The organism is Crenobacter oryzisoli, assembly GCF_030385785.1.
GTDB classification, from domain to species: domain Bacteria; phylum Pseudomonadota; class Gammaproteobacteria; order Burkholderiales; family Chromobacteriaceae; genus Crenobacter_A; species Crenobacter_A oryzisoli.
In genome coordinates this window covers 1-24,660 of sequence record NZ_JAUEDK010000023.1, presented here as the reverse complement: position 1 = coordinate 24,660, position 24,660 = coordinate 1, and the positions used below count along the sequence as shown (strand labels likewise).

At 59.3% G+C, this 24,660-nt stretch carries 28 protein-coding genes and 2 tRNA genes; all 30 read right to left on the bottom strand.

All coding sequences use genetic code 11. The annotated features are described in order from the left end of the window. Positions 1 to 10 precede the first annotated feature (10 nt). Complete coding sequence (gene rpsN, locus QU481_RS13360) at positions 11 to 316, bottom strand: 30S ribosomal protein S14 (protein WP_289830519.1); 306 nt, start codon at positions 314 to 316, stop codon at positions 11 to 13. Between the two features lie 4 nt (positions 317 to 320). After that, complete coding sequence (gene rplE, locus QU481_RS13355) at positions 321 to 860, bottom strand: 50S ribosomal protein L5 (RefSeq protein WP_289830518.1); 540 nt, start codon at positions 858 to 860, stop codon at positions 321 to 323. A gap of 9 nt (positions 861 to 869) precedes the next feature. Then, positions 870 to 1,184: a 50S ribosomal protein L24 gene (rplX, locus tag QU481_RS13350; RefSeq protein WP_289830517.1), complete on the bottom strand. Its 315-nt coding sequence runs from the start codon at positions 1,182 to 1,184 to the stop codon at positions 870 to 872. A gap of 11 nt (positions 1,185 to 1,195) precedes the next feature. Beyond that, entirely contained in the window at positions 1,196 to 1,564 is a 369-nt protein-coding gene (rplN, locus tag QU481_RS13345) for a 50S ribosomal protein L14 (protein ID WP_289830516.1), read from the bottom strand. A 199-nt stretch (positions 1,565 to 1,763) separates the two neighbouring features. Next, positions 1,764 to 2,027 (bottom strand): 30S ribosomal protein S17, encoded by a 264-nt coding sequence (rpsQ, locus tag QU481_RS13340; RefSeq protein ID WP_289830515.1) that lies wholly within the window; start codon positions 2,025 to 2,027, stop codon positions 1,764 to 1,766. A gap of 1 nt (position 2,028) precedes the next feature. Next, positions 2,029 to 2,217 carry a 50S ribosomal protein L29 gene (gene rpmC / locus QU481_RS13335; protein WP_289830514.1) on the bottom strand — a complete coding sequence of 63 codons (189 nt, stop codon included), beginning with the start codon at positions 2,215 to 2,217 and terminating at the stop codon, positions 2,029 to 2,031. Then, positions 2,217 to 2,633 carry a 50S ribosomal protein L16 gene (gene rplP, locus QU481_RS13330; protein ID WP_289830513.1) on the bottom strand — a complete coding sequence of 139 codons (417 nt, stop codon included), beginning with the start codon at positions 2,631 to 2,633 and terminating at the stop codon, positions 2,217 to 2,219. The genes rpmC and rplP overlap by 1 nt, the downstream gene beginning before the upstream one ends. Further along, the gene (gene rpsC, locus QU481_RS13325; RefSeq protein ID WP_289830512.1) at positions 2,617 to 3,321 is read right to left on the bottom strand and encodes a 30S ribosomal protein S3; all 705 of its coding nucleotides are present in this window, start codon (positions 3,319 to 3,321) and stop codon (positions 2,617 to 2,619) included. The genes rplP and rpsC overlap by 17 nt, the downstream gene beginning before the upstream one ends. A 10-nt stretch (positions 3,322 to 3,331) precedes the next feature. After that, positions 3,332 to 3,661: a 50S ribosomal protein L22 gene (gene rplV, locus QU481_RS13320; RefSeq protein WP_289830511.1), complete on the bottom strand. Its 330-nt coding sequence runs from the start codon at positions 3,659 to 3,661 to the stop codon at positions 3,332 to 3,334. A gap of 9 nt (positions 3,662 to 3,670) precedes the next feature. Then, entirely contained in the window at positions 3,671 to 3,949 is a 279-nt protein-coding gene (gene rpsS, locus QU481_RS13315; RefSeq protein WP_289830510.1) for a 30S ribosomal protein S19, read from the bottom strand. 7 nt (positions 3,950 to 3,956) lie between these two features. Continuing rightward, positions 3,957 to 4,790, bottom strand: coding sequence for a 50S ribosomal protein L2 (gene rplB, locus QU481_RS13310; protein ID WP_289830509.1), 834 nt, complete (start codon positions 4,788 to 4,790; stop codon positions 3,957 to 3,959). Positions 4,791 to 4,801: 11 nt separating this feature from the next. After that, the gene (rplW, locus tag QU481_RS13305) at positions 4,802 to 5,104 is read right to left on the bottom strand and encodes a 50S ribosomal protein L23 (RefSeq protein ID WP_289830508.1); all 303 of its coding nucleotides are present in this window, start codon (positions 5,102 to 5,104) and stop codon (positions 4,802 to 4,804) included. After that, positions 5,101 to 5,721, bottom strand: coding sequence for a 50S ribosomal protein L4 (rplD, locus tag QU481_RS13300; RefSeq protein ID WP_289830507.1), 621 nt, complete (start codon positions 5,719 to 5,721; stop codon positions 5,101 to 5,103). Before rplD ends, rplW begins: the two co-directional genes overlap by 4 nt. Continuing rightward, complete coding sequence (gene rplC, locus QU481_RS13295) at positions 5,721 to 6,365, bottom strand: 50S ribosomal protein L3 (protein ID WP_289830506.1); 645 nt, start codon at positions 6,363 to 6,365, stop codon at positions 5,721 to 5,723. The genes rplD and rplC overlap by 1 nt, the downstream gene beginning before the upstream one ends. Before the next feature lie 145 nt (positions 6,366 to 6,510). Continuing rightward, positions 6,511 to 6,822 (bottom strand): 30S ribosomal protein S10, encoded by a 312-nt coding sequence (rpsJ, locus tag QU481_RS13290; RefSeq protein WP_017507377.1) that lies wholly within the window; start codon positions 6,820 to 6,822, stop codon positions 6,511 to 6,513. 17 nt (positions 6,823 to 6,839) lie between these two features. After that, complete coding sequence (gene tuf, locus QU481_RS13285; protein WP_289830505.1) at positions 6,840 to 8,030, bottom strand: elongation factor Tu; 1,191 nt, start codon at positions 8,028 to 8,030, stop codon at positions 6,840 to 6,842. 76 nt (positions 8,031 to 8,106) lie between these two features. Then, positions 8,107 to 10,203, bottom strand: a complete 2,097-nt coding sequence (gene fusA, locus QU481_RS13280) for an elongation factor G (RefSeq protein ID WP_289830504.1) — start codon at positions 10,201 to 10,203, stop codon at positions 8,107 to 8,109. Between the two features lie 27 nt (positions 10,204 to 10,230). Further along, positions 10,231 to 10,701, bottom strand: a complete 471-nt coding sequence (gene rpsG / locus QU481_RS13275) for a 30S ribosomal protein S7 (RefSeq protein ID WP_289830503.1) — start codon at positions 10,699 to 10,701, stop codon at positions 10,231 to 10,233. Positions 10,702 to 10,801: 100 nt separating this feature from the next. Then, entirely contained in the window at positions 10,802 to 11,173 is a 372-nt protein-coding gene (rpsL, locus tag QU481_RS13270) for a 30S ribosomal protein S12 (protein WP_289830502.1), read from the bottom strand. A 168-nt stretch (positions 11,174 to 11,341) separates the two neighbouring features. Then, positions 11,342 to 15,529, bottom strand: a complete 4,188-nt coding sequence (gene rpoC / locus QU481_RS13265; protein WP_289830501.1) for a DNA-directed RNA polymerase subunit beta' — start codon at positions 15,527 to 15,529, stop codon at positions 11,342 to 11,344. 80 nt (positions 15,530 to 15,609) lie between these two features. After that, a complete protein-coding gene (rpoB, locus tag QU481_RS13260; RefSeq protein WP_289830500.1) occupies positions 15,610 to 19,785 on the bottom strand; it encodes a DNA-directed RNA polymerase subunit beta in 4,176 nt (1,391 codons plus the stop codon). Positions 19,786 to 19,936: 151 nt separating this feature from the next. Beyond that, positions 19,937 to 20,308 (bottom strand): 50S ribosomal protein L7/L12, encoded by a 372-nt coding sequence (rplL, locus tag QU481_RS13255; protein WP_289830499.1) that lies wholly within the window; start codon positions 20,306 to 20,308, stop codon positions 19,937 to 19,939. Between the two features lie 42 nt (positions 20,309 to 20,350). Next, positions 20,351 to 20,848 (bottom strand): 50S ribosomal protein L10, encoded by a 498-nt coding sequence (gene rplJ, locus QU481_RS13250; RefSeq protein WP_289830498.1) that lies wholly within the window; start codon positions 20,846 to 20,848, stop codon positions 20,351 to 20,353. A gap of 99 nt (positions 20,849 to 20,947) precedes the next feature. Beyond that, positions 20,948 to 21,022 (bottom strand) — tRNA-Thr (locus tag QU481_RS13245). A 173-nt stretch (positions 21,023 to 21,195) separates the two neighbouring features. After that, complete coding sequence (gene rplA, locus QU481_RS13240; RefSeq protein ID WP_289830497.1) at positions 21,196 to 21,891, bottom strand: 50S ribosomal protein L1; 696 nt, start codon at positions 21,889 to 21,891, stop codon at positions 21,196 to 21,198. A gap of 1 nt (position 21,892) precedes the next feature. Then, positions 21,893 to 22,324: a 50S ribosomal protein L11 gene (gene rplK / locus QU481_RS13235; RefSeq protein WP_289830496.1), complete on the bottom strand. Its 432-nt coding sequence runs from the start codon at positions 22,322 to 22,324 to the stop codon at positions 21,893 to 21,895. Between the two features lie 100 nt (positions 22,325 to 22,424). Beyond that, a complete protein-coding gene (gene nusG, locus QU481_RS13230) occupies positions 22,425 to 22,958 on the bottom strand; it encodes a transcription termination/antitermination protein NusG (protein ID WP_289830495.1) in 534 nt (177 codons plus the stop codon). Positions 22,959 to 22,961: 3 nt separating this feature from the next. Continuing rightward, positions 22,962 to 23,315 (bottom strand): preprotein translocase subunit SecE, encoded by a 354-nt coding sequence (secE, locus tag QU481_RS13225; protein ID WP_289830494.1) that lies wholly within the window; start codon positions 23,313 to 23,315, stop codon positions 22,962 to 22,964. Positions 23,316 to 23,383: 68 nt separating this feature from the next. Continuing rightward, positions 23,384 to 23,459, bottom strand: a tRNA-Trp gene (locus tag QU481_RS13220). Positions 23,460 to 23,478: 19 nt separating this feature from the next. Then, the coding region (gene tuf, locus QU481_RS13215; RefSeq protein ID WP_289830493.1) for an elongation factor Tu at positions 23,479 to 24,660 on the bottom strand (1,182 nt) is incomplete at its 5' end.

Below are 24,660 nucleotides of genomic sequence, written 5' to 3'. Positions count from 1 at the left end.
GTATCTCCTATTACCAGCTGGCCTTCACAACACCCGGGATCTCGCCTTTCATGGCGATCTCACGCAGCTTGTTGCGACCCAGACCGAATTTGCGGAATACGCCACGCGGACGACCGGTGATGGCGCAGCGGCGACGCTGGCGAACCGGGCTGGCGTTACGCGGCAGCGCCTGCAGCTTCAGGCGTGCTTCGAAACGCTCTTCTTCGGTGAGCGACAGATTATTGGCGATCTCGAGGAGCTGCTCGCGTTTGCCGGCAAACTTAGCCACCAGCTTAGCGCGCTTCTTCTCACGATTGATCAGTGCAAGTGTTGCCATGTGCTTAACCCTTGAACGGGAACTTGAACAGAGCCAGCAGAGCGCGGGCTTCTTCGTCAGTCTTCGCCGAGGTGGTGATCGTGATGTTCATACCACGCAGAGCATCGATCTTGTCGTACTCGATCTCCGGGAAGATGATCTGCTCACGCACACCCATGTTGTAGTTGCCGCGACCATCGAACGATTTGCCGGACACACCGCGGAAGTCACGAACGCGCGGCAGCGCGATCGTCACCAGGCGATCCAGGAATTCGTACATACGTTCGCGACGCAGGGTCACCTTGCAACCAACCGGGTAGTCATCACGGATCTTGAAGCCGGCGATCGACTTCTTGGCTGCCGTCACAACCGGTTTTTGACCTGCGATCTTCTGAAGATCGGCCACGGCATGTTCCATGACCTTCTTGTCTGCCACCGCTTCGCCGACACCCATGTTCAGGGTAATCTTCTCGATGCGCGGCACTTCCATGACCGACTTGTAGCCGAACTGCTTGATCAGCTCGGGTACAACATCGCTCTTATAGAAATCGTAAAGACGTGCCATGTTTGCTCCTTACGCGCCGACGATTTCGCCGTTCGATTTGAACACGCGAACCTTGCGGCCATCTTCCAGTTGCTTGATCGCAACGCGATCAGCCTTCTGGGTAGCCGGGTTGAAAATCGCCACGTTAGACACGTGAATCGGCATGGTCTTCTCGACAACACCACCAGCAACACCGCGAACCGGGTTCGGCTTCTGGTGTTTCTTGGCGACGTTCACGCCTTCCACGATCACTTTTTCGTCCAGCACGCGCAGCACGGCGCCACGCTTGCCTTTGTCTTTACCAGTGGTAACGATGACCTCGTCACCCTTGCGAATCTTACGCATGCGACCTCTCCTTACAGCACTTCCGGCGCGAGCGACACGATCTTCATGAAGCGCTCGGTACGCAGTTCGCGAGTCACCGGCCCGAAGATACGGGTGCCAATCGGCTCAAGCTTGGTGTTGAGCAACACAGCCGCGTTGTTGTCAAACTTGATCAGCGAGCCGTCCGGGCGACGAACGCCCTTGGCAGTGCGCACAACCACGGCACTGTACACGTCACCCTTCTTGACGCGACCGCGCGGAGCGGCGTCCTTGATGCTCACCTTGATAATGTCGCCTACGGATGCGTAGCGACGCTTGGAGCCGCCGAGAACCTTGATGCACATTACTTTGCGCGCACCAGTGTTATCTGCGACCTCCAGCATGGTCTGCATTTGAATCATTGTGTGATTACCTTTCTTTCCAACTTATTCCGTCACTTTCGCCGCGACAGCGGGTTGCGAGGGTGCAACCATATCTAGGCAAAACGCCGCTTACGCGGCGTATCAAACGGCCAGTCTTGGAACCCGTACGGGCGGATTCGCCTTTTTCTAAAGGCGAGAAAGTGGCCATTATACAGAGGGGTCACCCCCTCTGCAAGCATTACACTTGACGAGCTTTCTCGACCAGTGCAGTCACGACCCACGACTTGGTCTTCGAGAGCGGACGGGATTCGCTGATAACAACGATATCGCCTTCGCGGTACTCGTTTTGCTCATCGTGAGCGTGGAACTTCTTCGAACGACGGATTACCTTGCCGTAGATCGGGTGCTTAACCTTGCGCTCGACCAGGACGGTTACGGTCTTGTCCATCTTGTCGCTGACAACCTTACCGGTCAGCGTACGTACCACTTTGGTTTCGCTCATGTTAAGCAGCCTTCTCTTTCAGAATGGTGCGAACGCGAGCGATGTCACGACGCACTTTCTTCAGTTCACTGTTCTTAGCGAGCTGCTGGGTAGCATGCTGCATACGCAGCGCGAACTGGGCCTTCAGAAGGCTCAACAGTTCAGCCTTCAGCTCGTCCACGCTCTTTGCTTTCAGTTCGGACGCTTTCATTACTGACCTACCTGTCTAGTCACAAACACAGTCGCGATCGGCAATTTAGCTGCGGCCAAACGGAAAGCCTCACGTGCCAGCTCTTCGTTCACACCATCCATTTCGTACAGCATCTTGCCAGGCTGGATTTCCGCCACGAAGTATTCCGGGCTACCTTTACCGTTACCCATCCGGACTTCGGCCGGCTTGGAGGTGATCGGTTTGTCCGGGAACACGCGGATCCAGATGCGACCGCCACGCTTGATGTGACGGGTCATCGCACGACGGGCAGCTTCGATCTGACGAGCAGTCAGGCGACCACGACCGACGGCTTTCAGACCAAACTCACCGAAGCTAACCTTGTTACCACGGGTAGCGATGCCGGTGTTGCGGCCCTTCTGCTGTTTACGGTACTTGAGTCTAGTTGGCTGCAGCATTTCGACCACCTGCCTTTCTGGATTTCTTCTCAGGGGCTACCGGTGCGGCCGGAGCCTGACCCGGCTTCAACTCACCCTTGTAAACCCAAACCTTGATACCGATGACACCGTAGGTGGTGTGCGCTTCGGAAGTCGCGTAGTCCACGTCAGCACGCAGAGTGTGCAGCGGCACGCGGCCTTCGCGGTACCATTCGGTACGAGCGATTTCGATGCCGTTCAGACGACCCGAGGACATGATCTTGATGCCCTGAGCGCCCATGCGCATGGCGTTCTGCATCGAACGCTTCATCGCACGGCGGAACATCACGCGCTTTTCCAGCTGGGCGGCAATGCCGTCAGCGATGATTTGCGCGTCGATTTCCGGCTTGCGGACTTCTTCGATGTTCACGTGCACCGGCACGCCCAGGCGAGCTTGCAGCTCTTTCTTGAGCAGCTCGATGTCTTCGCCCTTCTTACCGATCACGACACCCGGACGGGCGCTGTGAATGGTGATGCGGGCGGACTTGGCCGGGCGCTCGATGATCACACGACCAACGGACGCGTGAGCCAGGCGCTTTTTCAGGAACTCGCGGACTTCGATGTCCTGCTTCAGCATGCCCGGGAAGTTCTGGGAGCTAGCGAACCACTTGGACGCCCAGTTCTTGTTTACGGCAAGACGGAACCCCGTCGGATGAATCTTCTGACCCATTGCTATTCCCTCAATTGCCCACGGTCAACGTGATGTGGCAAGTCTGCTTTTCGATGCGGTTACCGCGGCCTTTGGCACGGGCGGTGAAACGCTTCAGACTCGGCCCCTTGTCGACGTAGATGGTCGTCACTTTGAGGGTGTCGATATCCGCGCCTTCGTTGTGCTCGGCGTTGGCGATAGCCGACAGCAGCACTTTCTTGATCAGCTCAGCGCCTTTTTTCGGGCTGAAGGTCAAGATATTCAGGGCGTGCTCAACCGACTTGCCGCGAATCAGATCCGCTACCAGGCGGCACTTCTGTGCCGACAGGCGCGTATTGTTAAGTTGTGCAGAAACTCTCATTGCATCACCTTATTTCTTCTTCGCCTTCTTGTCGGCCGCGTGGCCTTTGAAGGTACGAGTCAGCGAGAATTCACCCAGTTTGTGACCCACCATGTTCTCGGAAACATAAACCGGAACGTGGGTACGGCCGTTGTGAACAGCGATGGTCAGGCCAATGAAGTCCGGCAGGACGGTCGAACGACGCGACCAGGTCTTGATCGGACGCTTGTCATTGGTCGCACGAGCCGCGTCGATCTTCTTCAACAGGTGCAGATCAACAAACGGGCCTTTTTTCAGCGAACGTGCCATATGTCAATTACCCTTTGTTCGAGAAGCGACGGCGTACGATCATGTTGCTCGTACGCTTGTTGCGACGGGTGCGATAGCCCTTCGCCGGCGTGCCCCACGGGCTAACCGGTACGCGGCCTTCGCCGGTCTTACCTTCACCACCACCGTGCGGGTGGTCGATCGGGTTCATCGCAGTACCGCGAACGGTCGGACGAATACCGCGCCAGCGGTTGGCACCGGCTTTACCGATCTTGCGCAGGCTGTGCTCTTCGTTGCCCACTTCGCCAACGGTGGCGCGGCAGTCAACGTGCACCTTGCGGATCTCACCCGAGCGCAAACGCAGCTGAGCGTAAGAACCGTCACGGGCCAGCAGCATCACCGAAGCACCGGCCGAACGGGCGATTTGCGCACCCTTGCCCGGCTGCATTTCGATGCAGTGGATGGTGGTACCAACCGGAATGTTGCGGATCGGCAGGGCGTTACCAGCCTTGATCGGCGCTTCAGCGCCGGACAGCAGCACGGCGCCAGCCTTCACACCGCGCGGGGCGATGATGTAGCGGCGTTCGCCGTCGGCGTAGCACAGCAGCGCGATGTGCGCGGTACGGTTCGGGTCGTATTCCAAACGTTCAACCTTCGCCGGGATACCATCCTTGTTGCGACGGAAGTCGATCACACGGTAGTGCTTCTTGTGTGCACCGCCCATGTGGCGAGTGGTGATATGACCATTGTTGTTGCGGCCGGCGGTGGAGATTTTCTTCTCCAGCAGCGGCGCATACGGTGCACCTTTGTGCAGGTCAGGCGACACCACCTTGACCATGCCACGGCGACCCGCAGAAGTCGGCTTTACTTTTACGATAGGCATGCTCTATCTCCTCACTCCGCAGCAGCGGCGTTCAGGTCAAGTTCTTGACCCGGAACCAGGCTTACATAAGCCTTTTTCCAGTCTTTGCGACGGCCGAAACGTTGGCCGAAGCGCTTGACCTTGCCCTTAACGTTCACAGTGGTCACATCCTGAACTTTTACGTTGAACAGGAGTTCCACCGCAGCCTTGACTTCCGGCTTGGTAGCATCGGTTGCTACGCGGAAGACAACTTGCTGGTGCTTCTCAGCAACGAACGTGCTCTTTTCGGAGACTACCGGAGCAAGGATTACTTGCATCAGACGTTCTTGATTCATGCCCACTGCTCCTCGAGGTGCTTCACGGCGTCGCGGGTGATCACAACTTTCTTGAAGCGCAGGAGGCTATACGGGTCAGCCTGTTGAGCTTCGATCACCAGCACGTTCGGCAGGTTACGGGACGAGAGGTAGAGGTTTTCGTCCATCTCTTTGGTCACGAACAGAGCCTGCTCCACGCCCAGGGCCTTCGCCTTGGCAGCGAATTCCTTGGTCTTCGGGGATGCAACGGACAGCTCGTCAACAACGATCAGACGTTCGTCACGGACCAGCTGCGACAGGATCGCGGCCATACCGGCACGGAACATCTTACGGTTAACTTTCTGGGCGAAGTTCTCGTCCGGGCTGTTCGGGAACGCACGACCACCACCACGCCATACCGGCGAGGAGGACATACCGGAACGAGCACGGCCGGTACCCTTCTGGCGCCACGGCTTCTTGGTCGAGTGCTTGACGTCGCGACGGTTCAGCTGGGCACGATTACCGCTGCGGGCGTTAGCCAGGAAAGCGGTGACGACCTGGTGAACCAGAGCTTCGTTGTACTCACGACCGAACAGGGTTTCGGACGCCTGCAGGCCTTCGGCAGCCTGACCTTGTGCATTGATTACTTTCAATTCCATCACGCACCCGCCTTCACACTAGGACGAACGACTACGTCGCCGTTCTTGGCACCCGGGACTGCGCCCTTGACCAGAAGCAGCTGACGCTCGGCATCGATGCGCACGATCTCGAGGCACTGAACGGTGCTCTTGACGTTGCCGTACTGACCAGCCATGCGCTTACCCGGGAATACACGGCCCGGATCTTGAGCTTGACCGATAGAACCCGGCGTATTGTGCGACAGCGAGTTACCGTGCGATGCGCGGTTGGAGCTGAAGTTGTGACGCTTAATCACACCCGAGAAACCCTTACCCTTGGAGGTGCCGGTCACATCGACCAGTTGACCCACGGTGAAGATTTCGACGGTGATGGCGTCGCCAGCCTTGTAGTTAGCCAGGGTTTCGGCCGACAGGGCGAATTCGTGCAGGCCACGACCGGCTTCAGTGCCAGCCTTGCCAAAATGACCGGCTTCAGCCTTGGTCACACGATTAGCCTTGCGGGAACCGAAGGTCACCTGAACGGCAGTGTAGCCGTCTACGTCGGCATTCTTAATTTGCGTCACGCGGTTAGCGGACATGTCCAGCACAGTTACCGGAACGGATGCACCGTCTTCGGCAAAAATGCGGGTCATGCCGACTTTGCGACCGACAAGACCTAAAGTCATGTTTATTTCCTTTTGCAGGTGCTGATTACGATTGACCAGCAATCTAAAACAAAAGCGGACTTGCCAAAATGGCAAGTCCGCAAATGTATCACAGAAAATTCAAGCGCCGCAAGCACTTAGCGCAAACGGCGCTTGAACCGTGTGATTATTGCAGCTTGATTTCCACGTCCACGCCAGCCGGCAGGTCGAGCTTCATCAGAGCATCGACGGTTTTGTCGGTCGGGTCAACGATGTCCATCAGACGCAGGTGAGTGCGGATCTCCAGCTGGTCGCGGGAGGTCTTGTTCACGTGCGGCGAACGCAGGACGTTGAAACGCTCGATCTTGGTCGGCAGCGGAACCGGACCTTTGACCACGGCGCCGGTGCGCTTGGCGGTTTCAACGATTTCCTGGGCGGAACGATCGATCAGGTTGTAATCGAACGCCTTCAGGCGGATGCGGATTTTCTGGCTTTGCATATCGTTCTCCGATCTGATTAGGCGATGATCTTAGCAACCACGCCGGCGCCGACGGTACGGCCACCTTCGCGGATTGCGAAGCGCAGACCTTCTTCCATGGCGATCGGAGCGATCAGTTCAACCGAGAACTCTACGTTATCACCCGGCATAACCATTTCCACACCCTCTTTCAGGGAGATGGCACCGGTCACGTCGGTGGTACGGAAGTAGAACTGCGGACGGTAGTTCGCGAAGAACGGGGTGTGACGACCACCCTCTTCTTTGCTCAGCACGTACACCGAAGCTTCGAACTTGGTGTGCGGGGTGATGCTGCCCGGCTTGGCCAGAACCTGACCACGCTCTACATCTTCACGCTTGGTGCCGCGCAGCAGCACGCCCACGTTGTCGCCGGCCTGACCCTGGTCCAGCAGCTTGCGGAACATTTCCACGCCGGTGCAGGTGGTCTTGGCGGTAGCCTTCAGGCCCACGATTTCCAGCTCTTCACCGACCTTGACGATACCGCGCTCTACGCGACCGGTTACTACGGTGCCGCGACCCGAGATCGAGAACACGTCTTCGATCGGCAGCAGGAACGGCTTGTCAACAGCACGCTCCGGGGTCGGGATGTAGCTGTCCAGAGCGTCGGCCAGGCGGAAGATCGCCGGCTCGCCGTATTCGGACTGGTCGCCTTCCAGCGCCAGACGAGCAGAACCCACGATGATCGGGGTGTCGTCGCCCGGGAAGTCGTACGACGACAGCAGGTCGCGCACTTCCATTTCCACCAGTTCCAGCAGTTCAGCGTCGTCCACCAGGTCAGCCTTGTTCAGGAAGACGATGATGTACGGAACGCCTACCTGACGGGACAGCAGGATGTGTTCGCGGGTCTGCGGCATCGGACCGTCAGCGGCCGAGCACACCAGGATCGCGCCGTCCATCTGCGCAGCGCCAGTGATCATGTTCTTCACATAGTCGGCGTGGCCCGGGCAGTCTACGTGTGCGTAGTGACGGCTTTCGGTTTCGTATTCAACGTGCGCGGTATTAATAGTAATACCACGAGCCTTTTCTTCCGGCGCGCTGTCGATCTGGTCGTAGCCCTTGGCTTCGCCACCGAACTTCTTCGACAGAATGGTGGTGATCGCTGCAGTCAGAGTGGTCTTACCATGGTCCACGTGACCGATGGTGCCAACGTTTACGTGCGGTTTTGTCCGCTCGAACTTTTCTTTTGCCATTTTGCAAAAATCCTTGATTTAAAGAACAACAGAGCCAGGTCGGCCGAAACCGGTTCGGCCAACCTCAGCGCGCAGATTACTTCTTAGCGTTCATCACCGCGTCAGCGATGTGTTTCGGCGCCTCGGAGTAGTGTTTGAACTCCATCGAGTACGTAGCACGACCCTGGGTGGCCGAACGCAGGTCGGTCGAGTAACCGAACATTTCCGCCAGCGGGACTTCGGCGCGGATCTTCTTGCCACCCGCTTCGTCGTCGTCCATACCCTGAACGATGCCGCGACGACGGTTCAGGTCGCCCATCACGTCGCCCATGTACTCTTCCGGGGTTTCCACTTCCACGGCCATCATCGGCTCGAGGATGCACGGACCCGCGCGACGCATCGCCTCCTTGAACGCCATCGAACCAGCCAGTTCGAACGCGATCTGCGAAGAGTCGACGTCGTGGTAGGAACCGAAAGTCAGACGCACGGTCACGTCCACCACCGGGAAGCCGGCCAGGATACCGTTGCTCAGGGTGTTCTGGATGCCCTTGTCGACCGACGGGATGAATTCGCGCGGAATCACGCCGCCCTTGATCTCGTCGATGAACTTGTAGCCGTTGCCTTCGCCAGACGGCTCCAGGGTGATCACGGCGTGACCGTACTGACCCTTACCACCGGACTGCTTGACGTGCTTGCCATCGACGTCGGTCACGGTCTTGGTGATGGTTTCGCGGTAAGCCACTTGCGGGGCACCCACGTTGGCTTCCACACCGAATTCACGCTTCATGCGATCAACCAGAATTTCCAGGTGCAGTTCGCCCATACCGGAAATGATGGTCTGACCCGACTCTTCGTCGGTACGCACGCGGAACGACGGGTCTTCCTTGGCCAGGCGGTTCAGAGCGATACCCATCTTCTCCTGGTCGGCCTTGGTCTTCGGCTCAACGGCAACGTGAATCACCGGCTCCGGGAATTCCATGCGTTCGAGGATGATCGGCGACTCGGCGGCACACAGGGTTTCACCGGTGGTCACTTCCTTCAGGCCGATGGCGGCGGCGATGTCGCCGGCACGCACTTCTTCCAGCTCGATACGGTCGTTCGCCATCATCTGCACGATACGGCCGATACGCTCTTTCTTGCCCTTGACCGAGTTCATCACCGAGTCACCCGACTTCACCACGCCCGAGTAGACGCGGAAGAAGGTCAGCTGACCGACGTATGGGTCGTTCATCAGCTTGAACGCCAGGGCCGAGAACGGCTCATCGTCCGAAGCGTGACGCTCGGCTTCAACACCGTCGGTTTCGCCCTTGATGGCCGGCACGTCCACCGGCGACGGCAGCAGTTCGATCACGGCGTCGAGCATGCGCTGCACGCCCTTGTTCTTGAAGGCGGTACCGCACAGCATCGGCTGGATTTCGCACTTCAGGGTACGCTCGCGCAGACCCTTGATGATTTCCTCTTCGGAGAGCTCGCCCTCTTCCAAGTACTTGTTCATCATGTCTTCGTTCGCCTCAGCGGCGGCTTCGATCATCTTCTCGCGCCACTCTTCAGCGGTCGCCTGCACGTCGGCCGGGATGTCACCGTATTCGAACTTCATGCCTTGCGAGGCTTCGTCCCAAATGATGGCTTTCATCTTCAGCAGATCGACCACGCCGGTGAAGCCGTCTTCGGCGCCGATCGGCACCACGATCGGTACCGGGTTGGCACGCAGACGAGTCTTCATCTGGTCAACCACGCGGAAGAAGTTGGCACCCTGACGGTCCATCTTGTTCACGAAGGCCAGACGCGGCACTTGGTACTTGTTGGCCTGACGCCATACGGTCTCGGATTGCGGCTGAACGCCACCCACCGCGCAGTACACCATTACGGCGCCGTCCAGGACACGCATGGAACGCTCCACCTCAATGGTGAAGTCCACGTGACCCGGGGTGTCGATGATGTTGAAGCGGTGCTCCGGGAACTGCAGGCCCATACCTTTCCAGAAGGTGGTGGTAGCAGCGGAGGTGATGGTAATACCACGCTCCTGCTCCTGCTCCATCCAGTCCATGGTGGCTGCGCCATCATGTACTTCACCGATCTTATGGTTTACACCGGTGTAGAACAGAATACGCTCGGTCGTAGTGGTCTTGCCGGCGTCGATGTGAGCGCTGATACCGATGTTACGGTAGCGCTCGATAGGAGTTTTCCTAGCCACAGCGGTTGCCTTATCTTTAAGAGAAAATTAGAAGCGGAAGTGCGAGAACGCCTTGTTGGCTTCAGCCATGCGGTGAACTTCTTCACGCTTCTTCATAGCACCGCCACGACCCTCGGAGGCATCGAGCAGCTCACCGGCGAGACGCAGGTCCATGGACTTCTCGCCGCGCTTGCGCGCAGCGTCACGCAGCCAACGCATTGCCAGAGCCAGGCGACGCGACGGGCGGACCTCAACAGGAACTTGATAGTTGGCGCCACCGACACGGCGGCTCTTTACTTCGACAACCGGCTTGGCGTTCGCGATCGCAGTGTTGAACACTTCGATGGCGTCCTTGCCAGTTTTCTTGGCGATCTGGTCCAGCGCGCCGTAGATGATGCGTTCGGCTACCGACTTCTTGCCGTCGATCATGACAACGTTCATGAACTTCGACAGGTCTTGGCTACCGAACTTCGGATCCGGCAATACATCGCGCTTCGGGACTTCTCTGCGTCTCGGCATGGTAATTCCTTAAATTTATTCAGTTGAGCAATGGGCTCATGACCACCCAATCAAGCGGTCACTTACTCGACAGCCACGGGCTGCCGACAGATGCCGAAGCTTACTTCGGACGCTTGGCGCCGTACTTCGAACGGGCCTGCTTACGATCTTTCACGCCAGCGGTATCCAGCGAACCGCGGACGGTGTGGTAACGCACACCCGGCAAGTCTTTTACACGACCGCCGCGGATCAGCACTACCGAGTGTTCCTGCAGGTTGTGGCCTTCACCGCCGATGTACGAAATCACTTCGAAACCGTTGGTCAGACGCACTTTGCACACCTTACGCAGAGCCGAGTTCGGCTTCTTCGGGGTGGTGGTGTACACACGGGTGCACACGCCGCGCTTCTGCGGGCAGGATTCCAGTGCCGGGACCTTGCTCTTCGCCTTGATGGCGACGCGGCCCTTGCGCACGAGTTGGTTAATGGTTGGCATTACTTCAGTTCCTAATTGAGGTAAAACTGGCGGCACCATACCGCCAAGCAGCGGATTATATTTTAATCAGTCAAGCAGCGTCAATGAGAAAAACGCTGCCCCTTCAGCGTTAATCGTTGAATTGGCAGCGTTTTTTGCAAGCCCGGCGAACCGGGCTGTTCGCGAGGCTTACTCGTTGGTTTCGACCGATTCGGTCGACGGCTCCAGCATCAGTTGCTCGAGACCACCCTCTTCGCCCTGACGGCGACGGCTGCGGTGGTAAGCCAGACCGGTACCCGCCGGGATCAGACGGCCGACGATCACGTTTTCCTTCAGGCCGCGCAGGTCGTCCTTCTTGCCCATGATTGCCGCTTCGGTCAGCACGCGGGTAGTTTCCTGGAACGACGCCGCCGAGATGAACGAGTCGGTCGACAGCGAGGCCTTGGTGATACCCAACAGCACGTTCTCGTAATGCGCCGGCTCCTTGCCTTCGGCCACCATGCGGTCGTTGGCGGCCAGTACTTCGGCACGCTCCACCTGTTCGCCCTGAATGAAGTCGGTGTTGCCCGAGTCGGAGATGTTCACGCGACGCAGCATCTGGCGGATGATCACCTCGATGTGCTTGTCGTTAATCTTCACACCCTGCAGACGGTAGACCTCCTGCACTTCCTGGACGATGTAGCGCGACAGCGCCTCGATACCCTGCAGGCGCAGGATGTCGTGCGGATCGACCGGACCGTCGACGATGATTTCGCCGCGGTTCACCACCTGTCCGTCGTGCACCAGCACGTGCTTGTCCTTCGGAATCAGGCTTTCCATCGCATTGCCGTCCAGATCGGTGATGATCAGACGCTGCTTGCCCTTGGTGTCCTTACCGAACGACACGGTACCGGTGACTTCGGCCAGCATGCCGGCGTCTTTCGGTGCACGCGCTTCGAACAGTTCGGCCACACGCGGCAGACCACCGGTAATGTCGCGGGTCTTGGTGGTTTCCTGCGGGATACGCGCCAGCACTTCGCCCTTGCCCACTTCCTGACCGTCGCGCACGGTGATGATCGCGCCCACCTGGAAGGTGATCGACACGGCCGTGTCCGAACCGCTGTTGCGCACTTCGTTGCCGTTCTCGTCGAGCAGCTTCACCAGCGGACGCAGCAGCTTGCTCTGCGAACCGGCGCGGCGCTTCGGATCGATCACGACCAAGGTCGACAGACCGGTCACATCGTCGGTCTGCTTGGCAACGGTGTTGCCTTCCTCGACGTTCTCGAACTTCACGCGACCAGCGTACTCGGTGATGATCGGGCGGGTGTGCGGGTCCCAGGTCGCCAAAACGGCGCCGGCCTTGATCACCAGACCGTCGGTCACCATCAGCGTCGCACCGTACGGCACCTTGTGGCGCTCGCGCTCGCGGCCGATGTCGTCGTGGATCACCACTTCGCCGGAGCGGGTGATCACGATCAGCTCGCCCTTGCTGTTGGTGACGTAACGCATCTGGCTGGAGAAGCGCACGGTACCGTTCGACTTACCTTCAACCTGGCTGGCTGCGGCGGAACGCGACGCGGCACCACCGATGTGGAAGGTACGCATGGTCAGCTGGGTACCCGGCTCACCGATCGACTGGGCGGCGATCACACCGACCGCTTCGCCGGCGTTCACCGACTTGCCGCGGGCCAGGTCGCGACCGTAGCACTTGGCGCACAGGCCATAGCGGGTGTCGCAAGTGATCGCGGTACGCACCTTCACTTCGTCGACGCCCGAGCCGTCGATCTGGTCGACCAGCGTTTCGTCGAGCAGCGTGCCGGCTTCGACCAGGGTTTCGCCGGTGGACGGATCCACCACGTCAACCGCGGTCACGCGGCCGAGGATACGGTCGCGCAGCGCTTCGATCACGTCACCGCCCTGCACCACCGCCTTCATCACGAAGCCGTTCGAGGTGCCGCAATCGTCCTGAATCACCACCAGATCCTGCGTCACGTCGACCAGACGACGGGTCAGGTAACCCGAGTTCGCAGTCTTCAGCGCGGTATCCGCCAGACCCTTACGGGCACCGTGGGTCGAGATGAAGTACTGCAGTACGGTCAGACCTTCGCGGAAGTTCGCGGTAATCGGCGTCTCGATAATCGAGCCGTCCGGCTTGGCCATCAGGCCCCGCATACCGGCCAGCTGCTTGATCTGTGCCGCGGAACCCCGCGCACCGGAGTCGGCCATCATGTAGATCGAGTTGAACGACTCTTGGTCGACTTCGTTGCCGTCGCGGTCGATGACCTTCTGCTTCGACAGGTCGTCCATCATCGCCTTGGCGATCTTGTCGCCGATGCGACCCCAGATGTCCACCACCTTGTTGTAGCGCTCGCCCTGGGTCACCAGACCCTGACGGTACTGCTCTTCGATCTCTTTGACTTCTTTCTGCGCTTCGGCCAGCAGTTCGACCTTCTTGGCCGGGATCTGCATGTCGTCGACGCAAATCGAGATGCCGCCGCGGGTCGAGAAGGCGAAACCGGTGTACATCAGCTGGTCGGCGAAGATCACCGTGTCGCGGATGCCGCAACGACGGAAGGAGACGTTGATCAGCTTGGAGATCTCTTTCTTCTTCAGCGCCTTGTTGATGTTCTCGAACGGCAGGCCCTTCGGCAGGATGTCCGACAGCAGCGCTCGGCCGACCGTGGTTTCGTAGCGACGGACCACCGGCTGGAATTCGCCCTGCTCGTCCTTTTCCCATTCTTTCAGGCGGACGGTGATGCGGGTGGCCAGCTCGACCTGACGGGTTTCGTAGGCGCGATGCACTTCCTTGGTGTCGGCGAACACCATGCCTTCACCCTTGCCGTTCACCTTGTCGCGGGTCATATAGTACAGACCCAATACGATATCCTGCGACGGTACGATGATCGGCTCGCCGTTGGCCGGCGACAGCACGTTGTTGGTGGCCAGCATCAGGGTGCGGGCTTCCATCTGCGCTTCCAGCGACAGCGGCACGTGAACGGCCATCTGGTCACCGTCGAAGTCGGCGTTGAACGCCGCGCAGACCAGCGGGTGCAGTTGGATCGCCTTGCCTTCGATCAGCACCGGCTCGAACGCCTGGATGCCCAGGCGGTGCAGGGTCGGCGCACGGTTCAGCAGCACCGGATGCTCGCGGATCACGTCCTCGAGGATGTCCCACACTTCCGGCACTTCCTGCTCGACCAGCTTCTTGGCCGCCTTGATGGTGGACGCCAGGCCCATCACTTCCAGCTTGTGGAAGATGAACGGCTTGAACAGTTCCAGCGCCATCTTCTTCGGCAGGCCGCACTGGTGCAGACGCAGGTACGGGCCCACGGTAATCACCGAACGACCGGAGTAGTCCACGCGCTTACCCAGCAGGTTCTGACGGAAGCGACCGCCCTTACCCTTGATCATGTCGGCCAGCGACTTCAGCGGACGCTTGTTGGCACCGGTCATCGCCTTGCCGCGACGGCCGTTGTCCAGCAGCGAGTCCACCGATTCCTGCAGCATGCGCTTCTCGTTGCGCACGATGATGTCCGGCGCGCGCAGCTCGAGCAGGCGCTTCAGACGGTTGTTCCGGTTGATCACGCGACGGTACAGATCGTTCAGGTCGGAGGTCGCGAAACGACCGCCGTCCAGCGGCACCAGCGGGCGCAGTTCCGGCGGCAGCACCGGCAGCACTTCCAGGATCATCCAGTCCGGCTTCATGCCGGAGCGCTGGAACGCCTCGAGCACCTTCAGGCGCTTGGCGATTTTCTTGATCTTGGTGTCGGAACCGGTCGATTCCAGGTCGCGGCGCAGCTGTTCGATCTCGGAGGTCAGGTCGAGCTTGCGCAGCAGGTCGCGCACGGCCTCCGCGCCCATCAGCGCGGTGAATTCCTCACCGTGCTCGTCAACCAAGTCGAGATAGTCTTCTTCCGACAGCAGTTGGCCGCGCTGCAAGCTGGTCATGCCCGGCTCGGTCACCACGAACGCTTCGAAGTACAGCACGCGCTCGATGTCGCGCAGCGTCATGTCGAGCACCATGCCCAGACGCGACGGCAGCGACTTCAGGAACCAGATGTGAGCGACCGGCGAGGCCAGTTCGATGTGGCCCATGCGCTCGCGGCGCACCTTGGACAGGGTCACTTCGACGCCGCACTTCTCGCAGATCACGCCGCGGTGCTTCAAGCGCTTGTATTTGCCGCACAAGCACTCGTAATCCTTCACCGGGCCGAAGATGCGCGCGCAGAACAGGCCGTCGCGTTCCGGCTTGAAGGTACGGTAGTTGATGGTTTCCGGCTTCTTGACTTCACCGAAGGACCAGGAGCGGATCGTCTCGGGCGAGGCGATGCCGATCTTGATCGCGTCGAATTCTTCTTCTTGCGTTACTTGCTTAAAGAGATCGAGCAAAGCTTTCATTTTTACTCCCGTGCGGGGTGAGGATCAGGCGCGAAGGCCGGCCACTGGCCAACCTTCGCACTCCACACCTCACGCAGTGATCAATAGCGTTCCAGGTCGATGTCGAGCGCTAGCGAACGGATTTCCTTCACCAGCACGTTGAACGATTCCGGCATGCCGGCGTCGATCTTGTGCTCGCCCTTGACGATGTTCTCGTACACCTTGGTACGACCGGTCACATCGTCCGACTTCACCGTCAGCATTTCCTGCAGGGTGTAGGCGGCGCCATACGCTTCCAGCGCCCACACTTCCATCTCACCGAAACGCTGACCACCGAACTGTGCCTTACCACCCAGCGGTTGCTGGGTCACCAGCGAGTACGGGCCGGTGGAACGGGCGTGCATCTTGTCGTCGACCAGGTGGTGCAGCTTCAGGTAGTGCATCACGCCGACAGTGACCTTGCGATCGAAGGCTTCGCCCGAGCGGCCGTCGTACAGGTTCATCTGGGTCTTCGAATCGTTGAAGCCCAGCTGCTCGGTCATCGGGTCGCTGTCAGGGTAGGCGAGGTCCAGCATGCGCATGATCTCGGCTTCTTTGGCACCGTCGAATACCGGGGTCGCGAACGGCATACCCTTCTTCAGGTGCTCGGCCAGCGTGCGGATCTCGGCGTCGCTGAAGCTGGCGAGCTCTTCCTTCTTGCCGGTTTCGTTGTAAACCGACTCGAGGTAGCTGCGCAGCTCGGCGATGTCGCGCTGTTCGGCCAACATCTTGTTGACGCGCTCGCCGATACCCTTGGCGGCCCAGCCCAGGTGCACTTCGAGAATCTGACCGATGTTCATACGAGACGGTACGCCCAGCGGGTTCAGCACGATGTCGACCGGACGGCCGTCGGCCATGTACGGCATGTCTTCGATCGGCAGGATGCGCGATACCACACCCTTGTTACCGTGACGACCAGCCATCTTGTCACCGGCCTGCAGGCGACGCTTCACTGCCACATAGACCTTGACCATCTTCTGCACGCCCGGCGGCAGTTCGTCGCCCTGGGTCAGCTTGCGCTTCTTGTCATCGAACTTGAGGTCGAATTCTTCATGCTTCTGCGCCAGGCTGTCCTTGATCAGTTCGAGCTGCTTGGCAACGTCTTCGTCGCTCATACGGATGTCGAACCAGTCGTGCTTGGACGGCAGCTCTTCCAGGTAAGCAGTGGTGATCTCGGTGCCCTTGGCCAGACGCTTCGGACCACCGTTGGCCACCTTGCCGACGATCAGGCGCTCAATACGGCTGAACGCGTCGTTGGCGAAAATACGCAACTGGTCGTTCAGGTCGAGGCGGTAGCGCTTCAGTTCCGCGTCGATGATCGACTGGGCGCGCTTGTCGCGCTCGATGCCTTCACGGGTGAATACCTGTACGTCGATCACGGTGCCGACCATGCCGGTTGGCACGCGCAGCGAGGTGTCCTTCACGTCGGACGCTTTCTCACCGAAGATCGCGCGCAGCAGCTTCTCTTCCGGAGTCAGCTGGGTTTCACCCTTCGGTGTCACCTTGCCGACCAGCACGTCACCGGCTTCCACTTCGGCACCGATGTAGACAATGCCGGCCTCGTCCAGGCGGTTCTGCATGCGCTCGGACAGGTTCGGGATGTCTCGGGTGATTTCTTCCGGCCCCAGCTTGGTGTCGCGCGCAACAACCGACAGTTCCTCAATGTGGATCGAGGTGTAACGGTCTTCGGCAACGACCTTCTCCGAGATCAGGATCGAGTCCTCGAAGTTGTAGCCGTTCCACGGCATGAAGGCGATGGTCATATTCTGACCCAACGCCAGCTCGCCCAGGTCGGTCGAGGCGCCGTCAGCCACCACGTCGCCACGGGCGATCATATCGCCGACGCTCACCAGCGGACGCTGGTTGATGTTGGTGTTCTGGTTGGAGCGAGTGAACTTGGTGAGGTTGTAGATATCCACACCCACTTCACCAGCGGTCGCTTCTTCGTCGTTGACGCGCACCACCACACGGGTCGCATCGACATAGTCGACCACGCCGCCACGACGGGCGATCACGGTGGTACCCGAGTCGACCGCCACCGAGCGCTCGATACCGGTGCCGACGAACGGCTTTTCCGGGCGCAGACACGGCACGGCCTGACGCTGCATGTTGGCGCCCATCAGTGCACGGTTGGCGTCATCGTGTTCCAGGAACGGAATCAGCGAGGCGGCCACCGATACCACCTGGCCGGTCGCCACGTCCATGTACTGGACGCGGTCCGGGGTGGACAGGATGGTTTCGCCCTTCTCGCGGCAGGTCACCAGCTCGTCGATCAGCGTGCCTTCGTCGTCCAGCTCGGCGTTGGCCTGAGCGATCACATAGCGGCCTTCCTCGATCGCCGACAGGTAGTCGATCTGGTCGGTCACCTTGCTGTCGATCACGCGACGGTACGGGGTCTCCAGGAAGCCGTATTCGTTGGTACGAGCAAACACCGACAGCGAGTTGATCAGACCGATGTTGGGGCCTTCCGGGGTCTCGATCGGGCAGACGCGGCCGTAGTGGGTCGGGTGTACGTCACGCACTTCGAAGCCGGCGCGTTCGCGGGTCAGACCGCCCGGGCCCAGGGCCGAGACACGACGCTTGTGGGTGATTTCCGACAGCGGGTTGGTCTGGTCCATGAACTGCGACAGCTGCGAGGAACCGAAGAATTCCTTGATCGCGGCCGACACCGGCTTGGCATTGATCAGGTCGTGCGGCATCAGGTTGTCGGACTCGGCCTGATTCAGGCGTTCCTTCACCGCGCGCTCGACACGCACCAGACCGGCGCGGAACTGGTTCTCGGCCAGTTCACCCACCGAACGCACGCGGCGGTTACCGAGGTGATCGATATCGTCCACTTCGCCACGGCCGTTGCGCAGTTCAACCAGGATCGCCATCACCGACACGATGTCTTCGGTCGACAGGATGCCGTCCATCACACCGCGACGGTGACCAAACTTGTCAGCCAGCAGCGAGCGGAACCATTCCGGCGACTTCTCGTCGAGCTTGTGCTCGTAGGTGCGGGTGTTGAACTTCATGCGACCGACGCGCGACAGGTCGTACGAATCTTCGCTGAAGAACAGACGGTTGAACAGCAGCTCAACCGCGTCTTCCGTCGGCGGTTCGCCCGGACGCATCATGCGGTAGATCGCCACGCGGGCCTGCTGACGGTCCTGGATGTCGTCGCTGCGCAGCGTCTGCGAGATGTAGCCGCCCTGGTCCAGGTCGTTGATGTACAGCACCTCGATTTCCGGCACTTCGTGGATATCGAGCTTGGCCACCAGGTCGTCGGTGATCTCGTCGTTGGCTCGCGCCAGCACTTCACCGGTTTCCGGATTCGCCACGTTCTTGGCCAGCATCTTGCCCACCAGCGTATCGAACGGCACTTCGATCCGGTCGATGTTCGCCGCAGCGATGTCGCGGATGTTCTTGGCGGTGATGCGCTTGTCCTTCTGGACGATCACTTTGCCATCCGGCGCCACGATGTCGTTCTTGGCGACTTCGCCCTTCAGACGATCGGCCACCACCTTCATGTACACGCCGTTGTCGGTCAGGTAGAAGGTGTCGACGTCGTAGAATTCGGCCAGGATCTGCTCTTCGGTGTAGCCCAGCGCCTTCAGCAGGATCGTGCCCGGCATCTTGCGGCGGCGGTCGATACGGAAGTACAACAGGTCCTTCGGATCGAATTCGAAGTCAAGCCAGGAGCCGCGGTATGGAATCACGCGGGCGGAGAACAGCAGCTTACCGGACGAGTGGGTCTTGCCGCGGTCGTGCTCAAAGAACACGCCCGGGGAACGGTGCAGCTGGGACACGATGACCCGCTCGGTACCGTTGATGATGAACGAACCGTTGGTGGTCATGAGCGGGATCTCGCCCATGTACACCTCGTTCTCGCGCACTTCCTTCACCACCGGCTTGGACGACTCTTTGTCGAGGATCGTCAGACGAATCCGCGCACGCAGCGGAGCAGCGTAAGTAATGCCTCGCAGCTGGCATTCCTGCATATCGAACGGCGGCTCGCCCAGCACGTAGTGGACGAAGTCCAGACGCGCATAGCCATTGTGGCTATTGATCGGGAAGATCGATTTGAATGCCGCCTGCAGGCCCACATCCTTGCGCTGATCGAACGGTGTGCCAAGCTGCAAGAACTCGGTGTACGAATCAATCTGGGTCGCCAACAGGAAGGGGACATCGAGAACGCTGGCACGTTTCGCAAAACTCTTGCGGATACGTTTCTTCTCAGTAAACGAATAACTCATAGAGTCTCCATCGAGGTGGGGTGGCGCAAGCAACCAAAGGTCAGCAGTCATGCGCAATTGTAATGCTGACGTTTGTCAGCTTGACGCTAACAAGCGCAACAAGGCTGGCGGATTACTCCGCCAGCCCTAACGCTCTTCCTGTATAGGAAGCTTACTTCACTTCTGCTTTCGCGCCAGCTTCGATCAGCTGTTTCACGATATCGTCGGCTTCGGCCTTCGACACGGCTTCCTTCAGGGTCTTCGGAGCGCCGTCTACCAGGTCTTTGGCTTCTTTCAGGCCCAGACCGGTCAGAGCACGAACAACCTTGATCACGTTCACTTTCTGATCGCCAGCAGCGGTCAGAACCACGTCGAACTCGGTCTTTTCTTCAGCAGCGGCAGCGCCACCAGCAGCCGGGCCGGCAACGGCAACGGCAGCAGCGGATACGCCGAACTTCTCTTCGAACGCCTTAACCAGCTCGTTCAGTTCCATAACCGGCATAGCGGCAACGGCTTCGAGGATGTCGTCTTTAGTAATAGCCATTTGTAAAACTCCTGAATCGGTATTCGTTTAAAGCAAATCGGATTAAGCGGCTTCGGCCTGCTTCTGCTCTGCCACAGCGGCCAGAGCGCGAGCCAGACCAGCAACCGGAGCCTGCATAACGTACAGCAGCTTGGACAGCAGCTCTTCGCGACCCGGGATGGACGCAAGCTCAGCAACCTGAGCGACGTTCAGCACCTTGCCATCGTAGGAACCGGCCTTGACGACAAATTTGTCGTCCTGCTTGGAGAATTGATGCAGAACTTTGGCAGCTGCCACCGGGTCAGCGGAAACACCGTAGACCAGCGGACCGACCATATGTTCGGCCAGACCAGCAAACGGGGTGCCTTCCACTGCGCGGCGAGCCAGCGTGTTCTTCAGAACACGCAGGTACACGCCCTGCTCACGCGCTTTCGCACGCAGCTGGGTCATGCTGCCCACTCCGACGCCGCGGTATTCGGCGATAACGATGGTCTGAGCGTTGGCAACTTCTGCCGCCACTTCAGCCACTACCACCTTCTTGGCTTCGATATTGAGACTCAAGGTCTACCTCCTAGTCATGAACGGAACAGCTTGCGCCATTCCCCTTCAGTGCAGCGGCGACCAGTTTCAGGAGACATTACGGATTTCCGTCATCGTAACTGGTGCCCATGGGCAGAATTGAACTGCCGACCTCTCCCTTACCAAGGGAGTGCTCTACCCCTGAGCTACATGGGCTCTGATTACGACAACAGATATAAAGCCTGCTGTTCGGGTTCACCATCTGCGTAGGATGCTGCGAGCAGCGATTAAGCCGGAAGGCTCCTACGGTCTTTGACAATCTGGAGGCAGGCACGCCTGCCTCCAGCCCAAAGCCTTGGCGAGCCGGGCGGCCCGCCTATTACCATTACTTAGGCAGTAACGGTAGCGGTATCTACGCGAACGCCCACGCCCATGGTGCTGGACACGGCGACTTTGCGCAGGTACTGGCCCTTGGCGGCGGCCGGCTTGGCCTTCACCAGGGCATCAACCAGAGCGGTCAGATTCTCGCGCAAGGCATCGGCCTCGAACGAAGCGCGGCCGATGGTGGCGTGAACGATACCGGCCTTGTCGGTACGGTATTGAACTTGACCTGCCTTAGCGTTCTTCACGGCTTCGGCGACGTTCGGGGTCACGGTGCCAACCTTCGGGTTCGGCATCAGACCACGCGGGCCGAGGATCTGACCCAGCTGGCCGACGATACGCATTGCGTCCGGCGAAGCGATCACAACGTCGAAGTCCAGATTGCCGGCTTTAACTTGCTCGGCCAGGTCTTCGAAACCAACCACTTCAGCACCAGCAGCCTTGGCGGCTTCGGCGTTCGCGCCTTGGGCGAACACGGCAACGCGCACCGACTTACCGGTACCACGCGGCAGCACAACCGAACCACGCACAACCTGGTCGGATTTACGCGGATCCACGCCCAGGTTCACGGCGATGTCGATCGACTCGTCGAACTTGGCGGTAGCGGCGCCCTTCACCAGCGCGAGGGCTTCTTCAACCGGGTACAGTTTGTTGCGATCAACGCTGGATTTCAGCGCCTGCAGACGTTTGGACAGCTTAGCCATCTTACAGACCCTCCACTTCCAGACCCATCGAGCGGGCCGAACCAGCGATGATGCGCACAGCGGCATCCAGGTTAGCAGCGGTCAGATCCGGCTGCTTGGTCTTGGCAATCTCTTCCAGCTGAGCGCGGGTCACCTTACCAACCTTGTCGGTATGCGGCTTCGGGCTACCCTTCTGGATACCAGCGGCCTTCTTCAGCAGAATGGTGGCCGGCGGGGTCTTCATCACGAAGGTGAAGGACTTGTCCGCGTAGGCGGTGATAACCACCGGAATCGGCAGACCCGGCTCCATGCCTTGGGTCGCGGCGTTGAACGCCTTGCAGAATTCCATGATGTTCAGGCCACGCTGACCCAGCGCCGGACCGATCGGTGGCGACGGGTTGGCTTTACCAGCGGGCACTTGCAGCTTTACGTAGCCGACAATTTTCTTTGCCACAATGAGGCTCCTAAGATGGGTTTAACGCGGGCAACAGCACCCGCTTCCCGACGAAAGCGCGTAAGTATACACGCTTCCATTGAAATCACAAAGCAATCGCTTACAGCTTTTCGACCTGACTGAATTCCAGCTCGACCGGGGTGTCGCGACCGAAGATCTGCACCGACACGCGCAGCTTGTTGCGCTCGTAGTTGACCTCGTCGACCGAACCATTGAAGTCGGTGAACGGACCCTCGGTGACGCGCACGCGCTCACCCACCTCGAACAACACCTTCGGCTTCGGCTTTTCGACGCCTTCCTGCATCTGCTGCATGATCGCCTCGACTTCCTTCGCGGAAATCGGCGCCGGACGGTTGGCGGTACCACCAACGAAGCCGGTCACTTTCGGCGTGCTCTTCACCAAGTGCCAAGTGTCGTCGGTCATTTCCATCTCGACCAACACATAACCCGGGAAGAACTTGCGCTCGGTGATTGAGCGACGACCATTCTTGACGTCGACCACCTCTTCTACCGGCACTAGGATCTGACCAAACAGGTCCTGCTTCTCTTCGCGGTCGATACGCTCGCGAAGCGCCTTCTGCACGCTCTTTTCGAAACCCGAATAGGCGTGCACAACATACCAACGTTTAGCCATCAGTTAACCCCGACCCAGCAGCAAGTCATAGAACACCCAGGACAAGGTCGAATCGACCGACCACATGAACAGCGACAGCACCAGCACGAACAGGAAGACCAGCCCGGTCATCTGCATCGCCTCCTTGCGGGAGGGCCACACTACCTTGCGAGCTTCGCCCACCGATTCCTGCGCGTAACCGGCAAACGCCTTGCCCGGCTGCGACACCCAAATCACCCCGGCGGCAGCAACCAGACCGGCCACGAAGGCCAGCACACGCAGAATGCCCTGCGTCTCAGGAATCAGATAGAAACCAGCAATACCAGCAACGACCAAGAGGCCCGCCAGCACCAGTTTGATTTTGTCTTGCATTTCCATGAGGGGAATATCTCTTGCGCGTATGCGACAAAAGACCAACCGGCGAAAATTCGCCGGTTAGTCTTATTTGGCAGGCCAGGAGGGTCTCGAACCCCCAACCCTCGGTTTTGGAGACCGATACTCTACCAATTGAGCTACTGGCCTAAAACCTTTAGATCAACAATTAAGCGATGATCTTAGCAACCACGCCGGCGCCGACGGTACGGCCACCTTCGCGGATAGCGAAGCGCAGACCTTCTTCCATGGCGATCGGAGCGATCAGTTCAACCGAGAACTCCACGTTGTCACCCGGCATAACCATTTCCACACCCTCTTTCAGGGAGATGGCACCGGTCACGTCGGTGGTACGGAAGTAGAACTGCGGGCGGTAGTTCGCGAAGAACGGGGTATGACGACCACCCTCTTCTTTGCTCAGCACGTACACCGAAGCTTCGAACTTGGTGTGCGGGGTGATGCTGCCCGGCTTGGCCAGAACCTGACCACGCTCTACATCTTCACGCTTGGTGCCGCGCAGCAGCACGCCCACGTTGTCGCCGGCCTGACCCTGGTCCAGCAGCTTGCGGAACATTTCCACGCCGGTGCAGGTGGTCTTGGCGGTAGCCTTCAGGCCCACGATTTCCAGCTCTTCACCGACCTTGACGATACCGCGCTCTACGCGACCGGTTACTACGGTGCCGCGACCCGAGATCGAGAACACGTCTTCGATCGGCAGCAGGAACGGCTTGTCAACAGCACGCTCCGGGGTCGGGATGTAGCTGTCCAGAGCGTCGGCCAGGCGGAAGATCGCCGGCTCGCCGTATTCGGACTGGTCGCCTTCCAGCGCCAGACGAGCAGAACCCACGATGATCGGGGTGTCGTCGCCCGGGAAGTCGTACGACGACAGCAGGTCGCGCACTTCCATTTCCACCAGTTCCAGCAGTTCAGCGTCGTCCACCAGGTCAGCCTTGTTCAGGAAGACGATGATGTACGGAACGCCTACCTGACGGGACAGCAGGATGTGTTCGCGGGTCTGCGGCATCGGACCGTCAGCGGCCGAGCACACCAGGATCGCGCCGTCCATCTGCGCAGCGCCAGTGATCATGTTCTTCACATAGTCGGCGTGGCCCGGGCAGTCTACGTGTGCGTAGTGACGGCTTTCGGTTTCGTATTCAACGTGCGCGGTATTAATAGTAATACCACGAGCCTTTTCTTCCGGCGCGCTGTCGATCTGGTCGTAGCCCTTGGCTTCGCCACCGAACTTCTTCGACAGAATGGTGGTGATCGCTGCAGTCAGAGTGGTCTTACCATGGTCCACGTGACCGATGGTGCCAACGTTTACGTGCGGTTTTGTCCGCTCGAACTTTTC

What these genes read in the sequence shown, in the direction of transcription:
- rpsN (WP_289830519.1), bottom strand. Translation starts at nt 316, where the DNA reads ATGGCAACACTTGCACTGATCAATCGTGAGAAGAAGCGCGCTAAGCTG.
- rplE (WP_289830518.1), bottom strand. Translation starts at nt 860, where the DNA reads ATGGCACGTCTTTACGATTTCTATAAGAGCGATGTTGTACCCGAGCTG.
- rplX (WP_289830517.1), bottom strand. Translation starts at nt 1,184, where the DNA reads ATGCGTAAGATTCGCAAGGGTGACGAGGTCATCGTTACCACTGGTAAA.
- rplN (WP_289830516.1), bottom strand. Translation starts at nt 1,564, where the DNA reads ATGATTCAAATGCAGACCATGCTGGAGGTCGCAGATAACACTGGTGCG.
- rpsQ (WP_289830515.1), bottom strand. Translation starts at nt 2,027, where the DNA reads ATGAGCGAAACCAAAGTGGTACGTACGCTGACCGGTAAGGTTGTCAGC.
- rpmC (WP_289830514.1), bottom strand. Translation starts at nt 2,217, where the DNA reads ATGAAAGCGTCCGAACTGAAAGCAAAGAGCGTGGACGAGCTGAAGGCT.
- rplP (WP_289830513.1), bottom strand. Translation starts at nt 2,633, where the DNA reads ATGCTGCAGCCAACTAGACTCAAGTACCGTAAACAGCAGAAGGGCCGC.
- rpsC (WP_289830512.1), bottom strand. Translation starts at nt 3,321, where the DNA reads ATGGGTCAGAAGATTCATCCGACGGGGTTCCGTCTTGCCGTAAACAAG.
- rplV (WP_289830511.1), bottom strand. Translation starts at nt 3,661, where the DNA reads ATGAGAGTTTCTGCACAACTTAACAATACGCGCCTGTCGGCACAGAAG.
- rpsS (WP_289830510.1), bottom strand. Translation starts at nt 3,949, where the DNA reads ATGGCACGTTCGCTGAAAAAAGGCCCGTTTGTTGATCTGCACCTGTTG.
- rplB (WP_289830509.1), bottom strand. Translation starts at nt 4,790, where the DNA reads ATGCCTATCGTAAAAGTAAAGCCGACTTCTGCGGGTCGCCGTGGCATG.
- rplW (WP_289830508.1), bottom strand. Translation starts at nt 5,104, where the DNA reads ATGAATCAAGAACGTCTGATGCAAGTAATCCTTGCTCCGGTAGTCTCC.
- rplD (WP_289830507.1), bottom strand. Translation starts at nt 5,721, where the DNA reads ATGGAATTGAAAGTAATCAATGCACAAGGTCAGGCTGCCGAAGGCCTG.
- rplC (WP_289830506.1), bottom strand. Translation starts at nt 6,365, where the DNA reads ATGACTTTAGGTCTTGTCGGTCGCAAAGTCGGCATGACCCGCATTTTT.
- rpsJ (WP_017507377.1), bottom strand. Translation starts at nt 6,822, where the DNA reads ATGCAAAGCCAGAAAATCCGCATCCGCCTGAAGGCGTTCGATTACAAC.
- tuf (WP_289830505.1), bottom strand. Translation starts at nt 8,030, where the DNA reads ATGGCAAAAGAAAAGTTCGAGCGGACAAAACCGCACGTAAACGTTGGC.
- rpsG (WP_289830503.1), bottom strand. Translation starts at nt 10,701, where the DNA reads ATGCCGAGACGCAGAGAAGTCCCGAAGCGCGATGTATTGCCGGATCCG.
- rpsL (WP_289830502.1), bottom strand. Translation starts at nt 11,173, where the DNA reads ATGCCAACCATTAACCAACTCGTGCGCAAGGGCCGCGTCGCCATCAAG.
- rpoC (WP_289830501.1), bottom strand. Translation starts at nt 15,529, where the DNA reads ATGAAAGCTTTGCTCGATCTCTTTAAGCAAGTAACGCAAGAAGAAGAA.
- rpoB (WP_289830500.1), bottom strand. Translation starts at nt 19,785, where the DNA reads ATGAGTTATTCGTTTACTGAGAAGAAACGTATCCGCAAGAGTTTTGCG.
- rplL (WP_289830499.1), bottom strand. Translation starts at nt 20,308, where the DNA reads ATGGCTATTACTAAAGACGACATCCTCGAAGCCGTTGCCGCTATGCCG.
- rplA (WP_289830497.1), bottom strand. Translation starts at nt 21,891, where the DNA reads ATGGCTAAGCTGTCCAAACGTCTGCAGGCGCTGAAATCCAGCGTTGAT.
- nusG (WP_289830495.1), bottom strand. Translation starts at nt 22,958, where the DNA reads ATGGCTAAACGTTGGTATGTTGTGCACGCCTATTCGGGTTTCGAAAAG.
- secE (WP_289830494.1), bottom strand. Translation starts at nt 23,315, where the DNA reads ATGGAAATGCAAGACAAAATCAAACTGGTGCTGGCGGGCCTCTTGGTC.